The organism is Haloarcula terrestris, assembly GCF_031624315.1.
GTDB lineage: Archaea > Halobacteriota > Halobacteria > Halobacteriales > Haloarculaceae > Haloarcula > Haloarcula terrestris.
In genome coordinates, this window is the sequence record NZ_JAMQOM010000001.1 from 311,008 (window position 1) to 326,516 (window position 15,509).

At 64.6% G+C, this 15,509-nt stretch carries 19 protein-coding genes; 6 read left to right on the forward strand and 13 right to left on the reverse strand.

Features of this window, described 5'->3' with window-relative positions:
* Positions 1 to 30: 30 nt before the first annotated feature.
* Positions 31 to 696: a potassium channel family protein gene (locus NDI54_RS01705; protein WP_310894754.1), complete on the forward strand. Its 666-nt coding sequence runs from the start codon at positions 31 to 33 to the stop codon at positions 694 to 696.
* Positions 697 to 1,081: 385 nt separating this feature from the next.
* Positions 1,082 to 1,558 (forward strand): DUF7384 family protein, encoded by a 477-nt coding sequence (locus tag NDI54_RS01710; protein WP_310894755.1) that lies wholly within the window; start codon positions 1,082 to 1,084, stop codon positions 1,556 to 1,558.
* Between the two features lie 28 nt (positions 1,559 to 1,586).
* Here the strand turns inward: NDI54_RS01710 and NDI54_RS01715 are convergent, their stop codons facing one another.
* From NDI54_RS01715 to citZ, 5 genes are all read right to left on the reverse strand, one after another.
* A complete protein-coding gene (locus NDI54_RS01715; protein WP_310894756.1) occupies positions 1,587 to 3,290 on the reverse strand; it encodes a methyl-accepting chemotaxis protein in 1,704 nt (567 codons plus the stop codon).
* Positions 3,291 to 3,424: 134 nt separating this feature from the next.
* Entirely contained in the window at positions 3,425 to 4,222 is a 798-nt protein-coding gene (locus NDI54_RS01720; protein WP_310894757.1) for an SDR family NAD(P)-dependent oxidoreductase, read from the reverse strand.
* The gene (locus NDI54_RS01725; protein WP_310894758.1) at positions 4,212 to 4,883 is read right to left on the reverse strand and encodes a non-canonical purine NTP pyrophosphatase; all 672 of its coding nucleotides are present in this window, start codon (positions 4,881 to 4,883) and stop codon (positions 4,212 to 4,214) included. The genes NDI54_RS01720 and NDI54_RS01725 overlap by 11 nt, the downstream gene beginning before the upstream one ends.
* 128 nt (positions 4,884 to 5,011) lie before the next feature.
* Positions 5,012 to 5,287, reverse strand: coding sequence for a DUF5808 domain-containing protein (locus tag NDI54_RS01730; protein WP_310894759.1), 276 nt, complete (start codon positions 5,285 to 5,287; stop codon positions 5,012 to 5,014).
* A gap of 266 nt (positions 5,288 to 5,553) precedes the next feature.
* Positions 5,554 to 6,699: a citrate synthase gene (gene citZ, locus NDI54_RS01735; RefSeq protein WP_310894760.1), complete on the reverse strand. Its 1,146-nt coding sequence runs from the start codon at positions 6,697 to 6,699 to the stop codon at positions 5,554 to 5,556.
* A 227-nt stretch (positions 6,700 to 6,926) separates the two neighbouring features.
* Here citZ and NDI54_RS01740 point away from each other — a divergent pair, with 227 nt between their 5' ends.
* A complete protein-coding gene (locus NDI54_RS01740; RefSeq protein ID WP_310894761.1) occupies positions 6,927 to 8,141 on the forward strand; it encodes a potassium channel family protein in 1,215 nt (404 codons plus the stop codon).
* A gap of 13 nt (positions 8,142 to 8,154) precedes the next feature.
* Here the strand turns inward: NDI54_RS01740 and NDI54_RS01745 are convergent, their stop codons facing one another.
* Positions 8,155 to 8,406, reverse strand: coding sequence for a DUF7536 family protein (locus tag NDI54_RS01745; protein ID WP_455032220.1), 252 nt, complete (start codon positions 8,404 to 8,406; stop codon positions 8,155 to 8,157).
* Positions 8,407 to 8,505: 99 nt separating this feature from the next.
* On the opposite strand from NDI54_RS01745, the gene NDI54_RS01750 reads away from it, so the two are divergent.
* Positions 8,506 to 9,462, forward strand: a complete 957-nt coding sequence (locus NDI54_RS01750) for a succinylglutamate desuccinylase/aspartoacylase family protein (protein WP_310894763.1) — start codon at positions 8,506 to 8,508, stop codon at positions 9,460 to 9,462.
* A 198-nt stretch (positions 9,463 to 9,660) separates the two neighbouring features.
* Complete coding sequence (locus NDI54_RS01755; protein WP_310894764.1) at positions 9,661 to 10,719, forward strand: pyridoxal-phosphate dependent enzyme; 1,059 nt, start codon at positions 9,661 to 9,663, stop codon at positions 10,717 to 10,719.
* A 1-nt stretch (position 10,720) separates the two neighbouring features.
* Here NDI54_RS01755 and NDI54_RS01760 read toward each other — a convergent pair whose 3' ends face one another.
* The 3 genes from NDI54_RS01760 to NDI54_RS01770 all read right to left on the reverse strand — a co-directional run bounded on the left by NDI54_RS01760 (position 10,721) and on the right by NDI54_RS01770 (position 12,620).
* Positions 10,721 to 10,924 carry a hypothetical protein gene (locus tag NDI54_RS01760; protein WP_310894765.1) on the reverse strand — a complete coding sequence of 68 codons (204 nt, stop codon included), beginning with the start codon at positions 10,922 to 10,924 and terminating at the stop codon, positions 10,721 to 10,723.
* A gap of 56 nt (positions 10,925 to 10,980) precedes the next feature.
* The gene (locus NDI54_RS01765) at positions 10,981 to 11,187 is read right to left on the reverse strand and encodes a hypothetical protein (protein ID WP_310894766.1); all 207 of its coding nucleotides are present in this window, start codon (positions 11,185 to 11,187) and stop codon (positions 10,981 to 10,983) included.
* Positions 11,188 to 11,354: 167 nt separating this feature from the next.
* The gene (locus NDI54_RS01770) at positions 11,355 to 12,620 is read right to left on the reverse strand and encodes a tRNA(Ile)(2)-agmatinylcytidine synthase (protein ID WP_310894767.1); all 1,266 of its coding nucleotides are present in this window, start codon (positions 12,618 to 12,620) and stop codon (positions 11,355 to 11,357) included.
* A gap of 132 nt (positions 12,621 to 12,752) precedes the next feature.
* On the opposite strand from NDI54_RS01770, the gene NDI54_RS01775 reads away from it, so the two are divergent.
* Positions 12,753 to 13,721 carry a transcriptional regulator gene (locus tag NDI54_RS01775; protein WP_310894768.1) on the forward strand — a complete coding sequence of 323 codons (969 nt, stop codon included), beginning with the start codon at positions 12,753 to 12,755 and terminating at the stop codon, positions 13,719 to 13,721.
* Between the two features lie 5 nt (positions 13,722 to 13,726).
* On the opposite strand, the gene NDI54_RS01780 is transcribed toward NDI54_RS01775, so the two are convergent.
* From NDI54_RS01780 to pyrE, 4 genes are all read right to left on the reverse strand, one after another.
* Entirely contained in the window at positions 13,727 to 14,167 is a 441-nt protein-coding gene (locus NDI54_RS01780; protein WP_310894769.1) for a PIN domain-containing protein, read from the reverse strand.
* A complete protein-coding gene (locus NDI54_RS01785) occupies positions 14,164 to 14,457 on the reverse strand; it encodes an AbrB/MazE/SpoVT family DNA-binding domain-containing protein (RefSeq protein ID WP_310894770.1) in 294 nt (97 codons plus the stop codon). Before NDI54_RS01785 ends, NDI54_RS01780 begins: the two co-directional genes overlap by 4 nt.
* Positions 14,458 to 14,570: 113 nt before the next feature.
* Complete coding sequence (locus NDI54_RS01790; protein WP_310894771.1) at positions 14,571 to 14,819, reverse strand: glutathione S-transferase N-terminal domain-containing protein; 249 nt, start codon at positions 14,817 to 14,819, stop codon at positions 14,571 to 14,573.
* Between the two features lie 85 nt (positions 14,820 to 14,904).
* Entirely contained in the window at positions 14,905 to 15,456 is a 552-nt protein-coding gene (gene pyrE, locus NDI54_RS01795) for an orotate phosphoribosyltransferase (protein ID WP_310894772.1), read from the reverse strand.
* Between the last annotated feature and the right edge of the window lie 53 nt (positions 15,457 to 15,509).

Below are 15,509 nucleotides of genomic sequence, written 5' to 3' on the forward strand. Positions count from 1 at the left end.
TTTTTAATGGTGGCCGTCGTACCGTAGTCCATGAAGTTCGTTATCGTTGGCTATGGCCGCGTCGGCATCCGGACTGCACGGATTCTGCAGAGCGAGGGCCACGAAGTTGTTATCGTTGACAACGACCCTGTGAAGGTCGAACGAGCCACCGAGACCGGGTTCGAGACTATCGAGGGCGACGGCAACGAGGAGAGTGTTCTCATGGAGGCCGGCATCGAAGCCGCGGACGCTATCGGCGGCCTCACTGGTGACCTGAACACGAACTTCACCGCCTGTATGATCGGCAAGGAGTTCGGTTGTCGGACCGTCCTGCGAATCGACGCCGACTACCGCGAGGAGATCTACGAGAAGTACGCCGCCGACGTGGACGAGATCATCTACCCCGAGCGGCTGGGGGCGGCCGGCGCGAAAACGGCGCTGCTGGGCGGTGACTTCAACGTTCTCGCCGACCTGACCGAACAGCTTTCGGTCGCGAGCATCCGTATTCCCGACGGCTCACCGTTTGTGGGAAAACGCGTCGTGGAAGTGGAACTCCCCGGTGACGCCCACATTTACGCCCACGGGAAGGACCACGAACCGATGACGATTCCGCTGCCACAGACCGAAATCGAAGCCGGCGACAGCGTCGCGATCATGGCCGACCCCGGCGGGCTGGACGACATCCGGGCGACGCTCCGGGGCGACGCGCCGGCCTGACCGCCCGGTACTTCGCTCCGCTCTGCTGTGTCGACACTTGGCACGGCAGCGGGAGCTATCTCGACTGAAAGCCGGGGGAGTGGTATATGAAAGGGAGGATCGCGGTGTCCGGGCGCGCCTGGGGAGGATAGGATGGCACGCAGTGTCACCGACGCCCACTGCAGCCGTGGAAGCGCGCCCGTACCGGTATGGGATGCTACCGGTAGGCATAAATGCCCGTCAGACAAGCGGCCGACGGACGACAGACGGCGCGGCTTTTTGCCCGTTCGGGTACTGGGTCCCGACATGACTTGGGCGACGTTGTTCGAACGCGCGACGGACCACCAGACCACGGTCGACGCTGTCTGTGCAGCCCTCGACGAACACCGGGCGGAGGACGACAGCGATGCGTGAGCCGTCGCCGGCCCGTATCGTCGCCGATGCCGACGTGCTCGCCGCCGACCTGCTGTGTGGCCCAGACAACGACGCCCGCGCCGCGCTCGACCATGTCCGTCGGCACTCGTGGGTCACGCTCATCGCGAGTGATCACCTGCTAGACGATGCCACCGCTGTCATTGCCGACCTCGCCGACGACGACCTGGCAGCTGACTGGCGAGCGCGGATCGAACCGGACTGTGACATCGTCGACCACCCGGCCGGCGACCACCCCGCGCTGGCCGCAGCCTACCGGGGCGGCGCACAGCATCTACTTTCCTACGATGACGATCTGCGGAGCGCCCGGACCAGCGCGTCGCTCAACCGTCACATGTCCCTGAGCGTTCGACCGCCGGACGCCTTCGCTCGCCTGTTCGATCCGGCGTCACTGTATCCGGTCATCGAAGACAGCGAGTATCCCGGTCCCGACCGAAATCCGCGGGCGTAACGGGGAGCGGCTTCCAGTCCAGTCTGTGTCAGTCGTCAGCCGTCGTTACGGCGGTCGTGGAGACTCTCCCCGATGATCCGGCCGCGTCCTCGGCAACGTCGAACTCCGACAGAACCTCGCGCAGGTCGTCGGTCCGGGCCGCCATCTCCTGTACCTCGGTGGTCACTTCGGTGATCGTGGCGGTCTGTTCTTCGGCCGCGGCGGCAACGGCCTCGGACTCCTCGTTGGTCTGTTCGCTCACCGCCGCCACCTCGTCGACCATGTCGACGACTTCCTGGGTTGTCTCTGCCTGCTCGGCGGTCGCACCTGATATCTCCTGAATCGAGGTGTTGACCTCGCCGAGCACGTCGACGATGTCCTCGAAGTCCCGAAGCGCCGACTCGATGGTCGCAACGCTGTCGGTCACCTGCTGGTTCGTCGCCTCCACGTCGCTGACGGTCTCGCTGGCCTCGTGCTGGACCGCTTCGATGCGGTCCGACACGTCAGTCGCTGCGTCACGGGTCTCCTCTGCGAGCGTCTTCACCTCGTCGGCGACGACGGCGAACCCGTCACCGCTACCGTCCGCGCGGGCCGCCTCGATGGAGGCGTTCAGCGCGAGCATATTGGTCTGCTCGGCGATGTCCGTGATGACCTCGACGATATCGTCGATCTCGCTGATCTGGTCGACCAGGCTTTCGACTGCAACGGCGATATCGTCGATACGAGCCTCCATCTCGTCGAGTTCGTCGATGGCTTGCTCGGCATCCGCACGCCCCTCCCGACCCCGCTGTGTCGCCTTGTCGGCGGTCCCAGCGGCATCTTCGGCGGTCGCGGCGATCTCCTCAACGGTGGCAGACAGCGTGTTCATCTCCGAGGCGACATCATCGTGGCGGGACGCCTGTTGGCTGGCACCGGCCGAGATCTCCTGGATCGACCGGGAGATTTCGTCGCTCGCACCGTCGATCTCCTCGACGCTTCGGGTGACGTGGTCGCTCGTCTCGTCAACATCCTCGGCGAACGCGGCGACGGTTGCGACCGTTTCCCCCAGCGTCGTCACGAGGTCGTTGTAGTTCTCGACGACGGTCTCGAACTGCTCGTCGTCGGCCTCGAAGTCCTCGTCGATAGTGGCGGTCAGGTCCCCGTTTTTCGCCCGTTCGGCAGCGTCACCGAAGGCGACGACGAGGTCGTTGAGCGCCTGAGATCGCCGTTCGAGGTTGCTGGTCATCGTCTGGAGTTCGGTCGTGTAATCGTCCATACTGGCTGCCATCTGCTCCAGGGACTGTCCGAAGGCCCCGGGCACGTCCTCGTCCAGAACATCGGCGTCGAACTCCTGCCGGGAGAGCGCGTCGGCCTGTTGTGACACCGTCAACAGATAGGATTGCATCGACCGAAACGACGAGAGCAGTTCGGCGACCTCGTCGTCACGCTCGCTCGTTGGCAGTTCCACATCGAGTTCGCCGGCGGCGATGTGATCCGCGCCCGCAGCCATCGCTGTGACGGGTTCGACGAAGTCCTCACGGGTGATGAACACCGTATTGGCGAATGCGACGATAGCGCCAGCGAGCAATACGCCTGTGACGACGAGCCGAACGGTGCCGCTGGTGACAAGGGAGACAAGGGCCAACGCGACCGAAGCGGCAAACTGCAGACCGACAGCCGTGAGGACCTTCCGTTCGATTGAACCGGAGACGCCAAAAATAGCAAGTGATCTACGTATCACCGATTTGTACTGTCCGACCGGGTCTGTGAGCATACCGAACCATTTCGCTCCTGCTTTGATAAAGCAAACTCTCGTTTCTCAAAATATGAAAACGAGAGACGTATGAGATTACCGCGCAAGTGCTTTTTCTTCGCTCAATACTACCCTGAGTATCAGATTATATTCTGCTATCGTCCGCTGTTGACCCAGCCTGCGACGCGCCGGACAACCCACCGCGGCGTCGCCCTGACCAGTCGGTCGATAAGCCGCATCGACCGCCGCGGAATCACGACCGTCTCGCTCGCGGCGGCTCCCTCGTAGGCCGCCGTTGCGACCGCTTCGGGCGTGTTCGAGGTGAGCGACCCAACGGACGAAGCCGACATTCCCGCACGCTCCTGAAACTCCGTGTCGACCGGGCCGGGACAGACGACGGTCACATCGACCGAAGTCTCGCGGAGCTCCTCTGCCAGCGCCTCGCTGAAACTATTGATGTATGCCTTACTCGCGTAGTAGCCCGCGAGGTTCGGGCCGGGCTGGAACCCAGCGACCGAGCCCACGTTGATCACCGCGCCGCCGTCATCGAACTCGTCCAAGAATAGCCGCGTCAGTTCGACCGGCAGCAACACGTTCAGCCGAAGCTGTGTCCGTTCCGCGTCGAGGTCGCTGTCGGCGAACGGGCCGTAGGTCCCCACACCGACGTTGTTGACGAGGATATCGATGTCCAATCCGCGGGACCGGACCGTCTCGTAGAGCTCTTCGGCGGCCGCCGTGCGGTCGAGGTCCATCACGATCGGCGTCGCCGTGATGCCCCTCGTTTCGAGATCCTCGGCCAGCCGCGCCAGTTTCTCCTCGCTCCGGGCGACCGGGACCACGTCGTGCCCGCGTGCGGCGAACTCCCGCGCCAGCGCGTTACCGATACCCGCCGATGCACCGGTTATCAAGGCGGTACCGCCAGTGCCGACGACCGGTACGTCGCTACCGCTCACCGTACCACTCCGCAAATTTCGCCAGCGCCCGCCCACGGTGGGAGACGGCGTTCTTCTGCTCGGTGCTCATCTCCGCGAACGTCGTCCCGTCGTGCTCGAAGATGGGATCGAAACCGAACCCGCCCTCGCCACGCGGGGCGACGATTTCGCCGGGCACGCGCCCCTCGAACAGTTTCACCGGGACCGTCTCGCTGTTCTGTTCCGCGGTGCCGTCGTGGACCTGCTCGTCCGTCGTCGCCGCGCCGCGGTCGTCGGCCGACAGGTCCTGTCCGCGGCGGTCCTCGCGGTCGATACCGCCCGGGTCCGGCGTTGCCTCGAACCCCTGGCCGTCGCAGTAGGCGATGACCGTCTTGAACGCCGCCGCGCGGTCGTCCTCCGGCTCGGTCATTCGCCAGACGCGCTCGACTCCGACGGTGTCCTCGACGTAGGAGGAGTACGGCCCGGGGAACCCGTCGAAAGCGTCGATGAACAGCCCCGCGTCGTCGACGATGACCGGGCCGTCGGCTGCCCGGTAAGCCGCCCGTGCGCCCTCGGCCGCGACCGTTCCCAGGTCGTCGGCCTGGACCTCCGGGTAGTCGAAGTCGAACTGCTGGACCTCGTCGTCGAGATACTCCGTCGCTTCCCGGACCTTCCCGGGATTGGTCGTGACAAAATTGAGCATACCGGCACACGGCGACCGGCGATAAAAGAGCCGTCGAAAGTCCGGTCATACGGATTGTTGTAGATCATTCCCGGACAGTACCGCCCCAAGGGCCGGCATACACCGGGAAACCGCTACAACAGTCCGTATCAGTCGACGACGACTTCGACCGGTTCGTCCTCGCTCTCGGATTCGAACTCCGCCTCGCTGCCGCCGCGTTCGAGATACAGCATCACGCCGGCGACCGCCAGAACGACCCACGAGCGCCAGTTCGCCAGGTTCAGCGTGTAGCCGATGCCGAATGGCTTCTCGACCAGCATGTCATCGCCCGGCTTCCAATAGGCCGACACCAACCGCTTGAGGCTCGGTCGTTCGAAGTTGTACGGCACGCCGAACAACGTTCCCGACTGGGGTTTCTCTGCCATACCAAACTGTATTCGGGCCGAGGTTAAACCATTTGTCCACCACCTTTTTTGTCGTCGCCGTTCCTCGCTCGCTTCGCTCGCTGCGGAGACGGCTCCTCGAAAAACGTGGGCGAAAAAGGCCGGAATCGCCGCCCCGCGGCGATTCCGAGGAACCGGCGGCTTCGCCGCCGGATGCTGGCAGCCCTGCCCTTCCCCGGTTCGCGCGATAAAACGCGCTCACGGCCATACAACAGGGACAGGCTTCGAAAAGCTGCGGCCAGAGCGTCTTACCGTTCGTCCAGCGGCACGAACGTCGTGTCTTCGGGCTTCGCACCGACGTAGCGAGCACGGGGTCGGATCAGGCGGTTGTCCTCGATGTACTCGAAGACGTGGGCGACCCAGCCACCGACACGAGACATCGCGAAGATGGGGGTGTAGATGTCGATGGGGATGCCCATCTGGTAGTACGTCGACGCGGAGTAGAAGTCGACGTTCGGGGCCAAGCCCTTCTCTTCCATGAGGTAGTCTTCGATAGTGGTCGACATCTCGTACCACTTGAGCGTGCCGGCGGCCTCGCCGAGTTCCTTCGAGCGCTCGCCGAGAATCTTCGCTCGCGGGTCCTTGACGTTGTAGACGCGGTGGCCGAACCCGGAGACGCGGCGGCCCTCGTTGAGGGCGTTCTCGACCCACTCGAGCGGGTCGGATTCGGCGTCGTCTACTTCCTTTAGCATCTCCATAACGTCCTGATTAGCCCCGCCGTGGAGCGGTCCTTTCAGCGTCCCAATAGCGGAGGTGACCGCGCTGTGAACGTCCGACAGCGTCGACGCGGTGACGATGGCCGAGAACGTCGAGGCGTTGAGGCCGTGGTCAGCGTGGAGGACGAGCGCCTGATCGAACACGTCCGCCAGCACGTCGTCGGGCTCCTCGCCGTTGAGCATATAGAGGAAATTCGCCGCGTGGTCGAGATCGTCGCGGGGTTCGACGGGGTCCTGGCCGTCGCGGATGCGAGTGAAGGCGGCGATGATGGTCGGTATCTTGGCCGTGATCCGCCGACCAGTTTCGAGGTTGACCAGCTCGTCGGTCGGCTCGGCGTCCTCAGGTGCCGGGTCGAACGCCGAGAGCATCGACACCGCGGTCCGGAGGGCTGCCATCGGGTCCTCGTCGGCTTCGGCGAGTTGCCGCACGGTGGAGATAACGTCGTCGTCCACATCGCGTGCTTCGACCATCGCCTGCTTGAACTCGGAGAGTTCGTCCCGGTCCGGCAGATGGCCGTGCCAGAGCAGGTACAGCACCTCTTCGTAGCTGGCCCCCTTTGCGAGGTCCTCGATGGTGTACCCCCGATACACGAGTTTGCCAGCGTCGCCGTCGATAACGCTGAGTTCGGACTCGGCGACAATGACACCCTCGAGTCCCTTCTTGAGGTCGTCGGACATACGCAATCTGTTCCCTACCTGCCGGGAAAAGCATTTTCTTTCCAAGCGTGTGTGGCACAATGTCAGGAACGGAGAGTGGACAAGCGTCCAGATGTTCCCTGGGAGATCTGGGTTTGTGTGCCACTGCGACAGCCACCTCGGTATGCAAACGGCCAGTCACAACAGGCGTATGGTACTCCCCAGCACAGTGAGGAACGTTTTTGCTCGGGGCCGTCGAATCGGCCGCTATGGACCAGACGGTCGAGTACGAACCGGTCAGCGTCAAGCAGGTGCTGGCCGAGATGAAAGACACCGCCGAGTTGCTCATCGACCTCTCGTACTCGGCCGTCCTGCTGGGCAGCGACGACGTGGCCGCGGAGGTACTGGAGCTAGAGGAGAAGATGGATGTCCTCCAACTGCGCGCACGTATGAGCCTCCTGATGGCCTGCCGGTCGACAACGGACGCGGAGTCACTAGCCCCCGTCCTGGGGATGGTGGGGGCGGCGGAGAAGATCAGCGACGCCGCCGGCGATATCGCCAAGATAGTCCTTGAGGACATCGGCCTGCCGGACACGATGCGGGCGGCCCTGCCGGAAGCCGTCGAGACGCTCGTGCGAGCGACGATTCGTTCGGACTCCCCGCTGGCCGACGAGACGCTGGGGAGCCTCAATCTCGAAACCGAGACCGGCGTCCGAGCGCTGGCGATCCGCCGGCAGGGTAGCTGGCTGCTCAACCCCGACCGGGAGACACGCCTCGAAGCGGGCGATGTGGTGCTGTTCCGTGGTCCCGAGGACGGTATCGCCGAAGTATACCGGGATGCCACCGGCGAGGTGTACGAACCGCCGGACCCGCGCGAGGGGAGCGTCCGCGATCTCGAACGCGCCGTCGACTCCATCGTGCTGATGAAGGACATGGGTGAACTGGCGGTCGATCTGGCCTACGGCGCGGTGCTGTTCGACAGCACGGAGGTCGCCGAGGAGGTCGTCGAACTCGAAGCTGAGGTCGACGCGCTGCAGTCCCGGTTCGAGGCGTGGACGCTCCGGGCCGCGGCGGACATCGACGACCCCGTGTCGCTGCGGGGTCTCGTCCACCTGGCCCGCTCGACGGAAGTCATCTCCGACGCCGCACTGGAGATGAGCGAGGGCGTCCTCCGGGGGCTGTCGACCCATCCGGTCGTCGCTGAGGCCGTCCAGGAGTCCGACGAAGTCATCGTTCGGACCACGGTGTACCCCGACAGCGACCTCGCGGGGACGACCATCGGTGACGCGGCGGTCAAGACGGCGACGGGCATGCGCATCATCGCGATACGGCGCGGGGCCGGGGAAAGCGAGCGGACGGGTCGGGAAGGCGGGGACTGGGTCGTCTCACCAGGCCCGGAAACGGCGATTCAGACCGGCGACGTACTCATCGCGAAAGGGACTCGAACCGGCGGCGACCGGCTCACAGAACTGGCCGAAGGATAGGAGAACGGCAGTATCAACGCCTGGCGAGACGGACGGCCGACACCGCCGTGAGCAGCGCCGTCAGCAGCCCGCCAAGCGAGGTCGCGAGAACGAACGAAAGCGCCACGTAGAACCCCATCGGCCGCTGGGTCCCCGGCAGGACGAACAGGGCGAACAGCCCCGCGGTGAACAGGCCGGCGACCGCGAACCCGATTTTCGCGTTCCGGGACACGTTCAGCGCCGCGACCATCGCCGCTTTGCCGCTCTGTGGCTCGGACTGGGACACGCTCGCCGATAGGGCCGGGGTCCCCAAGACGCCGTCGGTCCGGCGCAACCGCCGCTGAAATCCGAACCAGTAAAGGCTCCCAAGGCAAACGTGAGAACAATGGTTACTTTCGGTACGGCGACCGCCGCTCCCGGTGAGAAAGACACGGGGCGGCTGGAGGTCGGTGAGACCCGCGACGGGTCGACGTTCGGGCTACCGGTCGCCGTCGTCAACGGTGTCGACGACGGGCGGACCCTCTACATACAGGCCGCCAGCGACGGCGACGAACTGAACGGCGTCGGCGTCATCCAGCGGACGCTCCCGCAACTCGACCCGACGGAACTGTCCGGCACGGTGCTGGTCTGTGGCGTCGTGAACTACCACGCCTTCCAGGTCGCCGAGCACCGCAACCCGATCGACGACACGAAGATGAACCGAGCGTATCCGGGCGACAAAACAGGGACATCGAGCGAGCGTATCGCTGCTGCGACCTTCGACGCCGCGATCAGCGCCGACTACGTGCTCGACCTCCACCAGGGATCGACTTCGCGGATGATCGACGAGGTGCGGGTCCGGTGTGGCACCCGACATCGCCTCCACGAGGAGTGTCTCGAACTCGCAAAGGTGTTTGGCTGTGGCTACATCCTCGACCAGAAAGGCCCCGACGGGCAGTTGGCCCGCGCCGCGCCCGACGAGGGCGTTCCGACGATCGATCCCGAACTCGGCGGCTGTGTCGGCTGGGACGAGACCTCAATCCAGCGGGGCGTCGAGGGCGTGTTCAACGTCTTGAAACATTACGGCTTCCTCGACGGCCACCACGACGCGCGGCCACAGACCCGCGCCTCCGGGTTCGAGCAGTACGGCTCCCCCGTCGGCGGCCTCATCGACCTCAAGCCCGACCTCGGCGACCGTGTCTCCCGCGGCGAGACGCTGTTCGAGGTGACCGACGTGTTCGGCGACCCCAAGAGGGAAATCACCGCCGACTCCAGTGGCGTGTTCTGGCGTGCCCGCCGGCTCCCCCAAGTCGCCACCGGCGAGTACGTCTGCTCGGTCGGAACGAACGTCGATACGTACTGACCGCGGTTACTGCGTCGGGTGGTCTCGCGTCGCAGCGCGTCGCATATGCTCGGTCGCTGCCCTGCCTTTCCCCGGGGCGGCCGACGGAGCGGCCGCCCGGCCACCGCGCTGTGGGCTCCGCCAACCCAGGCCGCAGGCACCGACTACTGCGGCCGAAAATGTCGCCAGCTTTTGCCCAGTCCGCTACCCAGTAGGCACATGCGCATCTGTTCAGTCTGCGACCGGGAGTACCCCCGCGAAGAACCCTGGCGGTGCTCGTGTGGTGAACCGCTCGACTACGCCACCCAGCCACTGCCCGAGGAGCGACCGGCGCGATTCTCGCGGGCCAGCGGCGTCTGGGACTTCGCCGAGTTCCTCCCGATGGCCAAGCGGGTCAGTCTCGGCGAGGGCTGGACGCCGCTGGTCGACGCGCCCGGGTGGGACGCCGCGTTCAAACTGGAGTATCTCCATCCGACGGGGAGTTTCAAGGACCGCGGCGCGGCGACGGTCATCGCGGAGGCGCTCGAAGTCGGAGCGGACCGGGTACTCGAAGACTCCTCTGGCAACGCCGGGCTTGCGGTCGCGTCCTACGCGGCACGAGCGGGTCTGGACGCAGAGATATACGTCCCCGCGGGCGCGAAGGAAGCAAAGCGTCGCCGTATCGAACACACCGGAGCCGACGTGGTCCCCGTCGAAGGGAGTAGAGAGGCCGTAACCGCGGCCTGTATCGACGCCGTCGAGAACGGGGCGGACTGGTACGCCAGTCATGCCTGGAACCCCGCCTTCTTCGCCGGAACGGCGACGGCTGCCTACGAAATCGCCGCCCAGCGGAACTGGACCGTTCCGGATGCCGTCGTGACGCCGCTCGGTCATGGAACGCTGTTCCTCGGCCTCTATCGTGGGTTCCGAGCACTGGAACAAGCCGGATGGACGGAGTCGGTGCCGCGCATACTGGGCGCGCAGGCGACCAGGTACAGCCCCATCGCCGACGGGCAAAATGGGACGGGCGGCGACAGGAACGACCTCGCCGACGGCATCCACATCCGGGACCCGCCACGCGGTCACCAGATCCGGCAGGCCATCGAGGAAACGGACGGGGCTGCCGTCGCCGTCTCCGCGGCGGCGACGGAGCGGGAACACGACCGCCTCGCTGCGTCGGGGTTTCACGTCGAACCGACCTGTGCGACGGCGACGGCGGCGCTAACTCAGTTCAGAAAGCGGGGAGAACTCCAGGACGACGAGGACGTTGTGGTTGCGTTGACGGGACGAAACAGCTGACCTACCGCATCAGCAACGTCGAGACCGGAAAGTCAGCATCGACGGAGAGCCACTGGTTCTCTACATCTGTCGTTTCGACATCTGGGGCGTAGCAGATGAGCCGTTCACTGCCGTCGGGACGGGAGCGCACCACGGCAGGCAGCGCCGTCTCGTCAGCGTCGCTCGCTGCCGTCATTTCACTCGTCGACCGGGTATCGAAGTCCATGTCGGTGTTCACGAGAGGTGTTATTATTGTTACCAGTCGATTATCGCGCGTAAGGGCTACTGAACGTCGTCAAGGGAGACGAGAAGGTCCGACGAAACGGCCAGCCAGTTCGCGTCCAGTTCAGCATTCGTGAGGGTAGGGGGATACAAAATCGATCGCTCGCCGCCACCCGCGGCCGGCTCGTGTTCCACGGTCAGCAGTTTCTCAGTGAATCCACCGTCCGTCGTCTTTCGCTGCTCGGCGTCGTGCCCCTCATTGGTCATGCCCGCTGGATAACCGTGTATCAATATTGTTATCCGTCGTCTAAATAGTCGTATATCCCGATATTACCGGAATATTCGTGGTGCTTACTGACCGGTAATCGGGATGAACCAGATAGCAGAGAGGAATGCAGCGACGGGCAGCAACTTTCCACGACGGCACTATCGGTTCAGCGGGCGGGGTGGGTGGGCGCGTCAAACCCACCGCGGACGAGCGGCTTCGCGATGTGGCGGCGCGCGACCGGCGGCACCTCGTACCAGCCCCGTTCCAGATCCCGTTCGACAGGCTGTTCCACTCTGCCGTCGGCGCTGGTCCCGCAGTCCCGGCACCGGTAGCCCTGATTCCGACCGGCGGATTTCATCGACCGACCACAGTCCGGACAGTCCGGCGTGACAGCCTCGGTCGTCACCAGGTCCCGGACGGCGAACTTCTCCAGTTTGAGCGTCCCGTCGCTCACCTCGCCGCAGGCGGTGATCCGGTCGCCAGACCTGAGCGAGCGAACCCGGTCGCGGAACCCCTTGGTCGGCTCGAAGGCCGCACAGTCGAGAGTCGTTCCGTCGTCTTCGAGCGTGAAGAACACGTGTCCGCCCGCCCGCGTTTCGGGGGCGTCGACCACGGTACCGGTGACGCGGTAGGCGCTGTCGTCCGTGACCGCGCTGAGCGTCGCATCCTGTAGATGCACGTCGGTTCCCTGGTTCGTCACGAACGTCGCCCGGCGGGCGATGGGTTCGCTGTCGATGGCGTCGGCAACGGCACGGCACGCGGCAGGGTCGTCTCCGCGGATCCCGTAGAGGATCGGACACGGTGTCCGGGGGACACAGACCGGATAGCCCGATTCGCGGTCGACGGTGTCCCACACGTCAGGGTAGTACTCCTCGGCCGCGGCGCGGACGCTCTCGCTATCGACCGACCGCTCCGTGCCCCACCGGTCCCGCTCCCGGTAGGCGATGTGTTCGTAGGTCCAGTCCGACAGCGCGGCCCAGGCCCCGACCGCCGCGAGTGCGCCGACCAGTCCGCGGCCGTTGCCCCGTTGACAGCGGGCGAACCCGACCACGTCGGCAAGCGTCGTCGCGGCCATCGGGTCCTGTATGGACTGGATCGTCTCACGGGCGAAGGTTGCGACCTGCGGCGGAACGTCCGCAGGGTCGCAGTCCGCCACGACGGCCCCGGGATTGGTCTGGGGGTCGTCGGTCTCGGCCATGTCGAGTACGTCCTCGACCAGCCCCAGCGCCGTGTCGGCGTCGAGGTCCGTATGCACCGCCAGCGCCGCGTTTCCGCGGGTCTTGTGTTCGACGGCGGGGTTCAGCCGGACGAGGAGCAGCCGCTCGACGACACCCCCAGCGTCTCGTATCGACTCGGCGAGGGTCACAGCGGCGTAGGTGGTACACATCCCCCGCTCGCGTGAGTCCGTATCGTCGAGGCCCACGACAGTCACGTCACTCTGTAGCCCCGAAGCGGTCAAACCCCTTTCGTCACGCTGTCGGAACGAGAGAGCCTGAGAGTTCAACGAGCGGCGCAATGCATATAATGGGTGAACAGCCTAGACTCAGTAGAGGTACAGAGTACTATGTCACGGTCGGCGCTGGTGGAAAACGTCATGGCGATGCTCGAAGACGCTGGCTTCCTCGTCAGCGACCGCTGCGCGATTCGCCCGAAGAGTTTCGACATCGCAGCCCGCCGCGGTGAGGACGTGTTGCTCCTGAAGATACTGGGCAACATCGACGCCTTCGACGCACAGACCGGGGGCGAGATGCGGCGGCTGGGCACGTATCTGAATGCCACGCCGATCGTGATCGGCCTCCGAACGCGCGACGAGGAGCTGAAACCAGGCGTCGTCTACTTCCGGCACGGCGTCCCCGTGCTGTCACCCGACACCGCGATGGACCTGTTCGTCGAGGAGGTCCCGCCACTCATCTACGCCGCCCCGGGCGGGCTCTACGTCAACATCGACTCCGAGATCCTCGCCGACGTGCGCGAGAACCGCGACTGGTCGCTGGGCCGCCTGGCGAAGGAACTGGGCGTCTCCCGGCGGACGGTCTCGAAATACGAGGACGGGATGGACGCCTCCGTGGAGGTGGCCGCCGAACTGGAGGACCTGTTCGACGCGCCGCTGACCTCCCCAGTCAGCGTCCTCGACGGTGCCGAGGAGGTCCGCGACGACGAGCCGACGCCGGAGGACCCGGATGTCGCACCGGAAGACGAGCCGATCGTGACAGTGTTCACCCGTATCGGCTTCGAAGTCCACCCGACGGACCGCGCGCCCTTCAAGAGCGTCAACGAGAGTGAGGACCAGCACGAGCAGGTGCTCGCCGGCCACTCGGCGTTCACCGAGACGGCCGAGAAGCGAGCCCGCATTATGTCCTCGGTCGGCGAGGTAACCCGGACCCGGTCGGTGTACGTCGTCGACGAACTCCGGCGCGAATCCGTCGACGGAACCGCGCTCATCGAAAAGGAGGAGATGGAGAACATCCAGGATGCGGTTGACCTTCGAGACCTGATTATGGAACGTGGCGAAGACCCCGAAGAAGTAGCCTGAACTGGTTAGACGCTGTGGGTTCTGAACCGCTCAATCGCGACATCCAGCGGCAGATCATCGAAGTCATCGTCACCGCCAGCGACGAGCGTGGCATTGCGCTCGTGAGCCAGCGCCACAGCACAGGCGTCGGCTAACGAAACAGTGCCGTGACTTTTCACTTCCCCGGCAAGTCGCCACTGTGCCTGTTCAATACTGAGACCGTTCCGTTCCAGTGTCCGAATATCCCGGTCAGCTGTCCGCAGCGATGCTGTCGTCGGCGTGTCATCGGCTGTCCCTTCGAACCGAGCGACGAGATAATAGACCTCGGTAGCGTTCGCCGTTGCGAGCAGGCCGTTGGCGTCTCCCGACTGAACGTCAGTCAACAGCGTCCCGACCCGTTCGTGTCCGGACTCATTGTAGAGAAAGGCGATGAGGGCTTCGGTGTCGAAGACATATGTCGAACTCATTTCTCAGATGGCCGGAGGTCTTCCATCCGCCGCTGGTCGCGCTGTTTCGCTGCGTCCTTTTCGGCCTCGACTTTCGCCAGTATCTCGCCGGGGTCGTGGTCACCGGCGTGGATTCCGTGGAGGGCTTCGAGGTCCGGAACGGGTTCGATGATGATGCGGCCACCGTCCTCGTATATGAACACCTCGCCCGGCGTTTCGATGTCGAACTTCTCCCGGAGCGGCTTCGGAATCGTCGCCTGCCCTTTCTGTGAGATGCGTACTACGGATGGGTCAGAAGTATTACTTGACATGTGGTGTTGTACTTTTGAATTTGTGTAGTACTAAAGGTGTTGCTGCACACGCCAACAGCGGTAGCACTATCGCAGCAAAAGACGATGAAAAGCGAAACGTCGCACCGCTTGGCCTACTGCCCGTACGTCTCTTCGAGGTACTCGACGATGTCGTCGGATTCGGGCATCGCGTCGATACCGTTGTCCTTGTCGACGAGGACAGGGACACCGGTCTGGCCCGAAACCTCCTTGACTTCGGTCCGTTCGTCGTGGGACCGCGGGACCATGTGGGATTCGTAGTCCAGGCCGAGCTCGTCGAGCTTCTTGATTACCTTCGCGCAGTACGGACAGCCTTCGAGTTCGTAGAGTTCGAGGTTAGCCATTACGGCGTATTCTAGCGATTCCACCGTCAAGAACACATCGGTGCTGTGTCCCGGCCGCACAGGGGCGAAGACGACTTGGCCAGCGCTACACGTCGATGTCGTCGGGCGCGTCGGCAAGCAGGTCCGACGCGGTCACAAGCGACGAGAGTTCGAGGTCGTGGTCGGCGAGGTTTTCGCTGGCCCCTTCCTCACGGTCGACGACCACGAGTACGCGGTTGACGACAGCACCGGCCTCGCGGAGCGCCTCGGCGGCGTCGACCGCGCTCTGGCCGGTCGTGGCGATGTCTTCGAGGATGATGACCTCCTGTCCCTCGATCAGGTTGCCCTCGATGCGGTTGCCCGTGCCGTATTCCTTGGCCTGCTTGCGGGCGATGACGTAGGGGATGCCCGTCTCGACGCTGGTGACCGCCACAAGCGGGACCGCGCCGAGGGCGACACCGGCCAGCGTGGCGTCCGTGTCCCACTCGGCGATGCGCTCGGCGAAGGCCGCGGCGATGAGATCCAGACAGTCGGGGTTGGTCTCGAAGACGTACTTGTCGACGTAGTAGTTCGACGTACCGCCGTGGGAGAGCTCGAACTCCCCGAACTTGACGGCGTCGGCGTCCCGCAAGGCCGCGATGAGGTCGTCGTTTGCCATACGCCCACTGGACGGCGGTGGGGCTAATGGCTGTTGGAATCGGACGGACTGTT

Coding starts and splice junctions, on each gene's coding strand:
- NDI54_RS01725 (WP_310894758.1), bottom strand. CDS start 4,883: ATGCTCAATTTTGTCACGACCAATCCCGGGAAGGTCCGGGAAGCGACG.
- NDI54_RS01730 (WP_310894759.1), bottom strand. CDS start 5,287: ATGGCAGAGAAACCCCAGTCGGGAACGTTGTTCGGCGTGCCGTACAAC.
- NDI54_RS01780 (WP_310894769.1), bottom strand. CDS start 14,167: ATGAGTTCGACATATGTCTTCGACACCGAAGCCCTCATCGCCTTTCTC.
- NDI54_RS01775 (WP_310894768.1), top strand. CDS start 12,753: ATGTCACGGTCGGCGCTGGTGGAAAACGTCATGGCGATGCTCGAAGAC.
- pyrE (WP_310894772.1), bottom strand. CDS start 15,456: ATGGCAAACGACGACCTCATCGCGGCCTTGCGGGACGCCGACGCCGTC.
- NDI54_RS01790 (WP_310894771.1), bottom strand. CDS start 14,819: ATGGCTAACCTCGAACTCTACGAACTCGAAGGCTGTCCGTACTGCGCG.
- NDI54_RS01710 (WP_310894755.1), top strand. CDS start 1,082: ATGCGTGAGCCGTCGCCGGCCCGTATCGTCGCCGATGCCGACGTGCTC.
- NDI54_RS01715 (WP_310894756.1), bottom strand. CDS start 3,290: ATGCTCACAGACCCGGTCGGACAGTACAAATCGGTGATACGTAGATCA.
- NDI54_RS01750 (WP_310894763.1), top strand. CDS start 8,506: ATGGTTACTTTCGGTACGGCGACCGCCGCTCCCGGTGAGAAAGACACG.
- NDI54_RS01785 (WP_310894770.1), bottom strand. CDS start 14,457: ATGTCAAGTAATACTTCTGACCCATCCGTAGTACGCATCTCACAGAAA.
- citZ (WP_310894760.1), bottom strand. CDS start 6,699: ATGTCCGACGACCTCAAGAAGGGACTCGAGGGTGTCATTGTCGCCGAG.
- NDI54_RS01755 (WP_310894764.1), top strand. CDS start 9,661: ATGCGCATCTGTTCAGTCTGCGACCGGGAGTACCCCCGCGAAGAACCC.
- NDI54_RS01760 (WP_310894765.1), bottom strand. CDS start 10,924: ATGGACTTCGATACCCGGTCGACGAGTGAAATGACGGCAGCGAGCGAC.
- NDI54_RS01705 (WP_310894754.1), top strand. CDS start 31: ATGAAGTTCGTTATCGTTGGCTATGGCCGCGTCGGCATCCGGACTGCA.
- NDI54_RS01740 (WP_310894761.1), top strand. CDS start 6,927: ATGGACCAGACGGTCGAGTACGAACCGGTCAGCGTCAAGCAGGTGCTG.
- NDI54_RS01765 (WP_310894766.1), bottom strand. CDS start 11,187: ATGACCAATGAGGGGCACGACGCCGAGCAGCGAAAGACGACGGACGGT.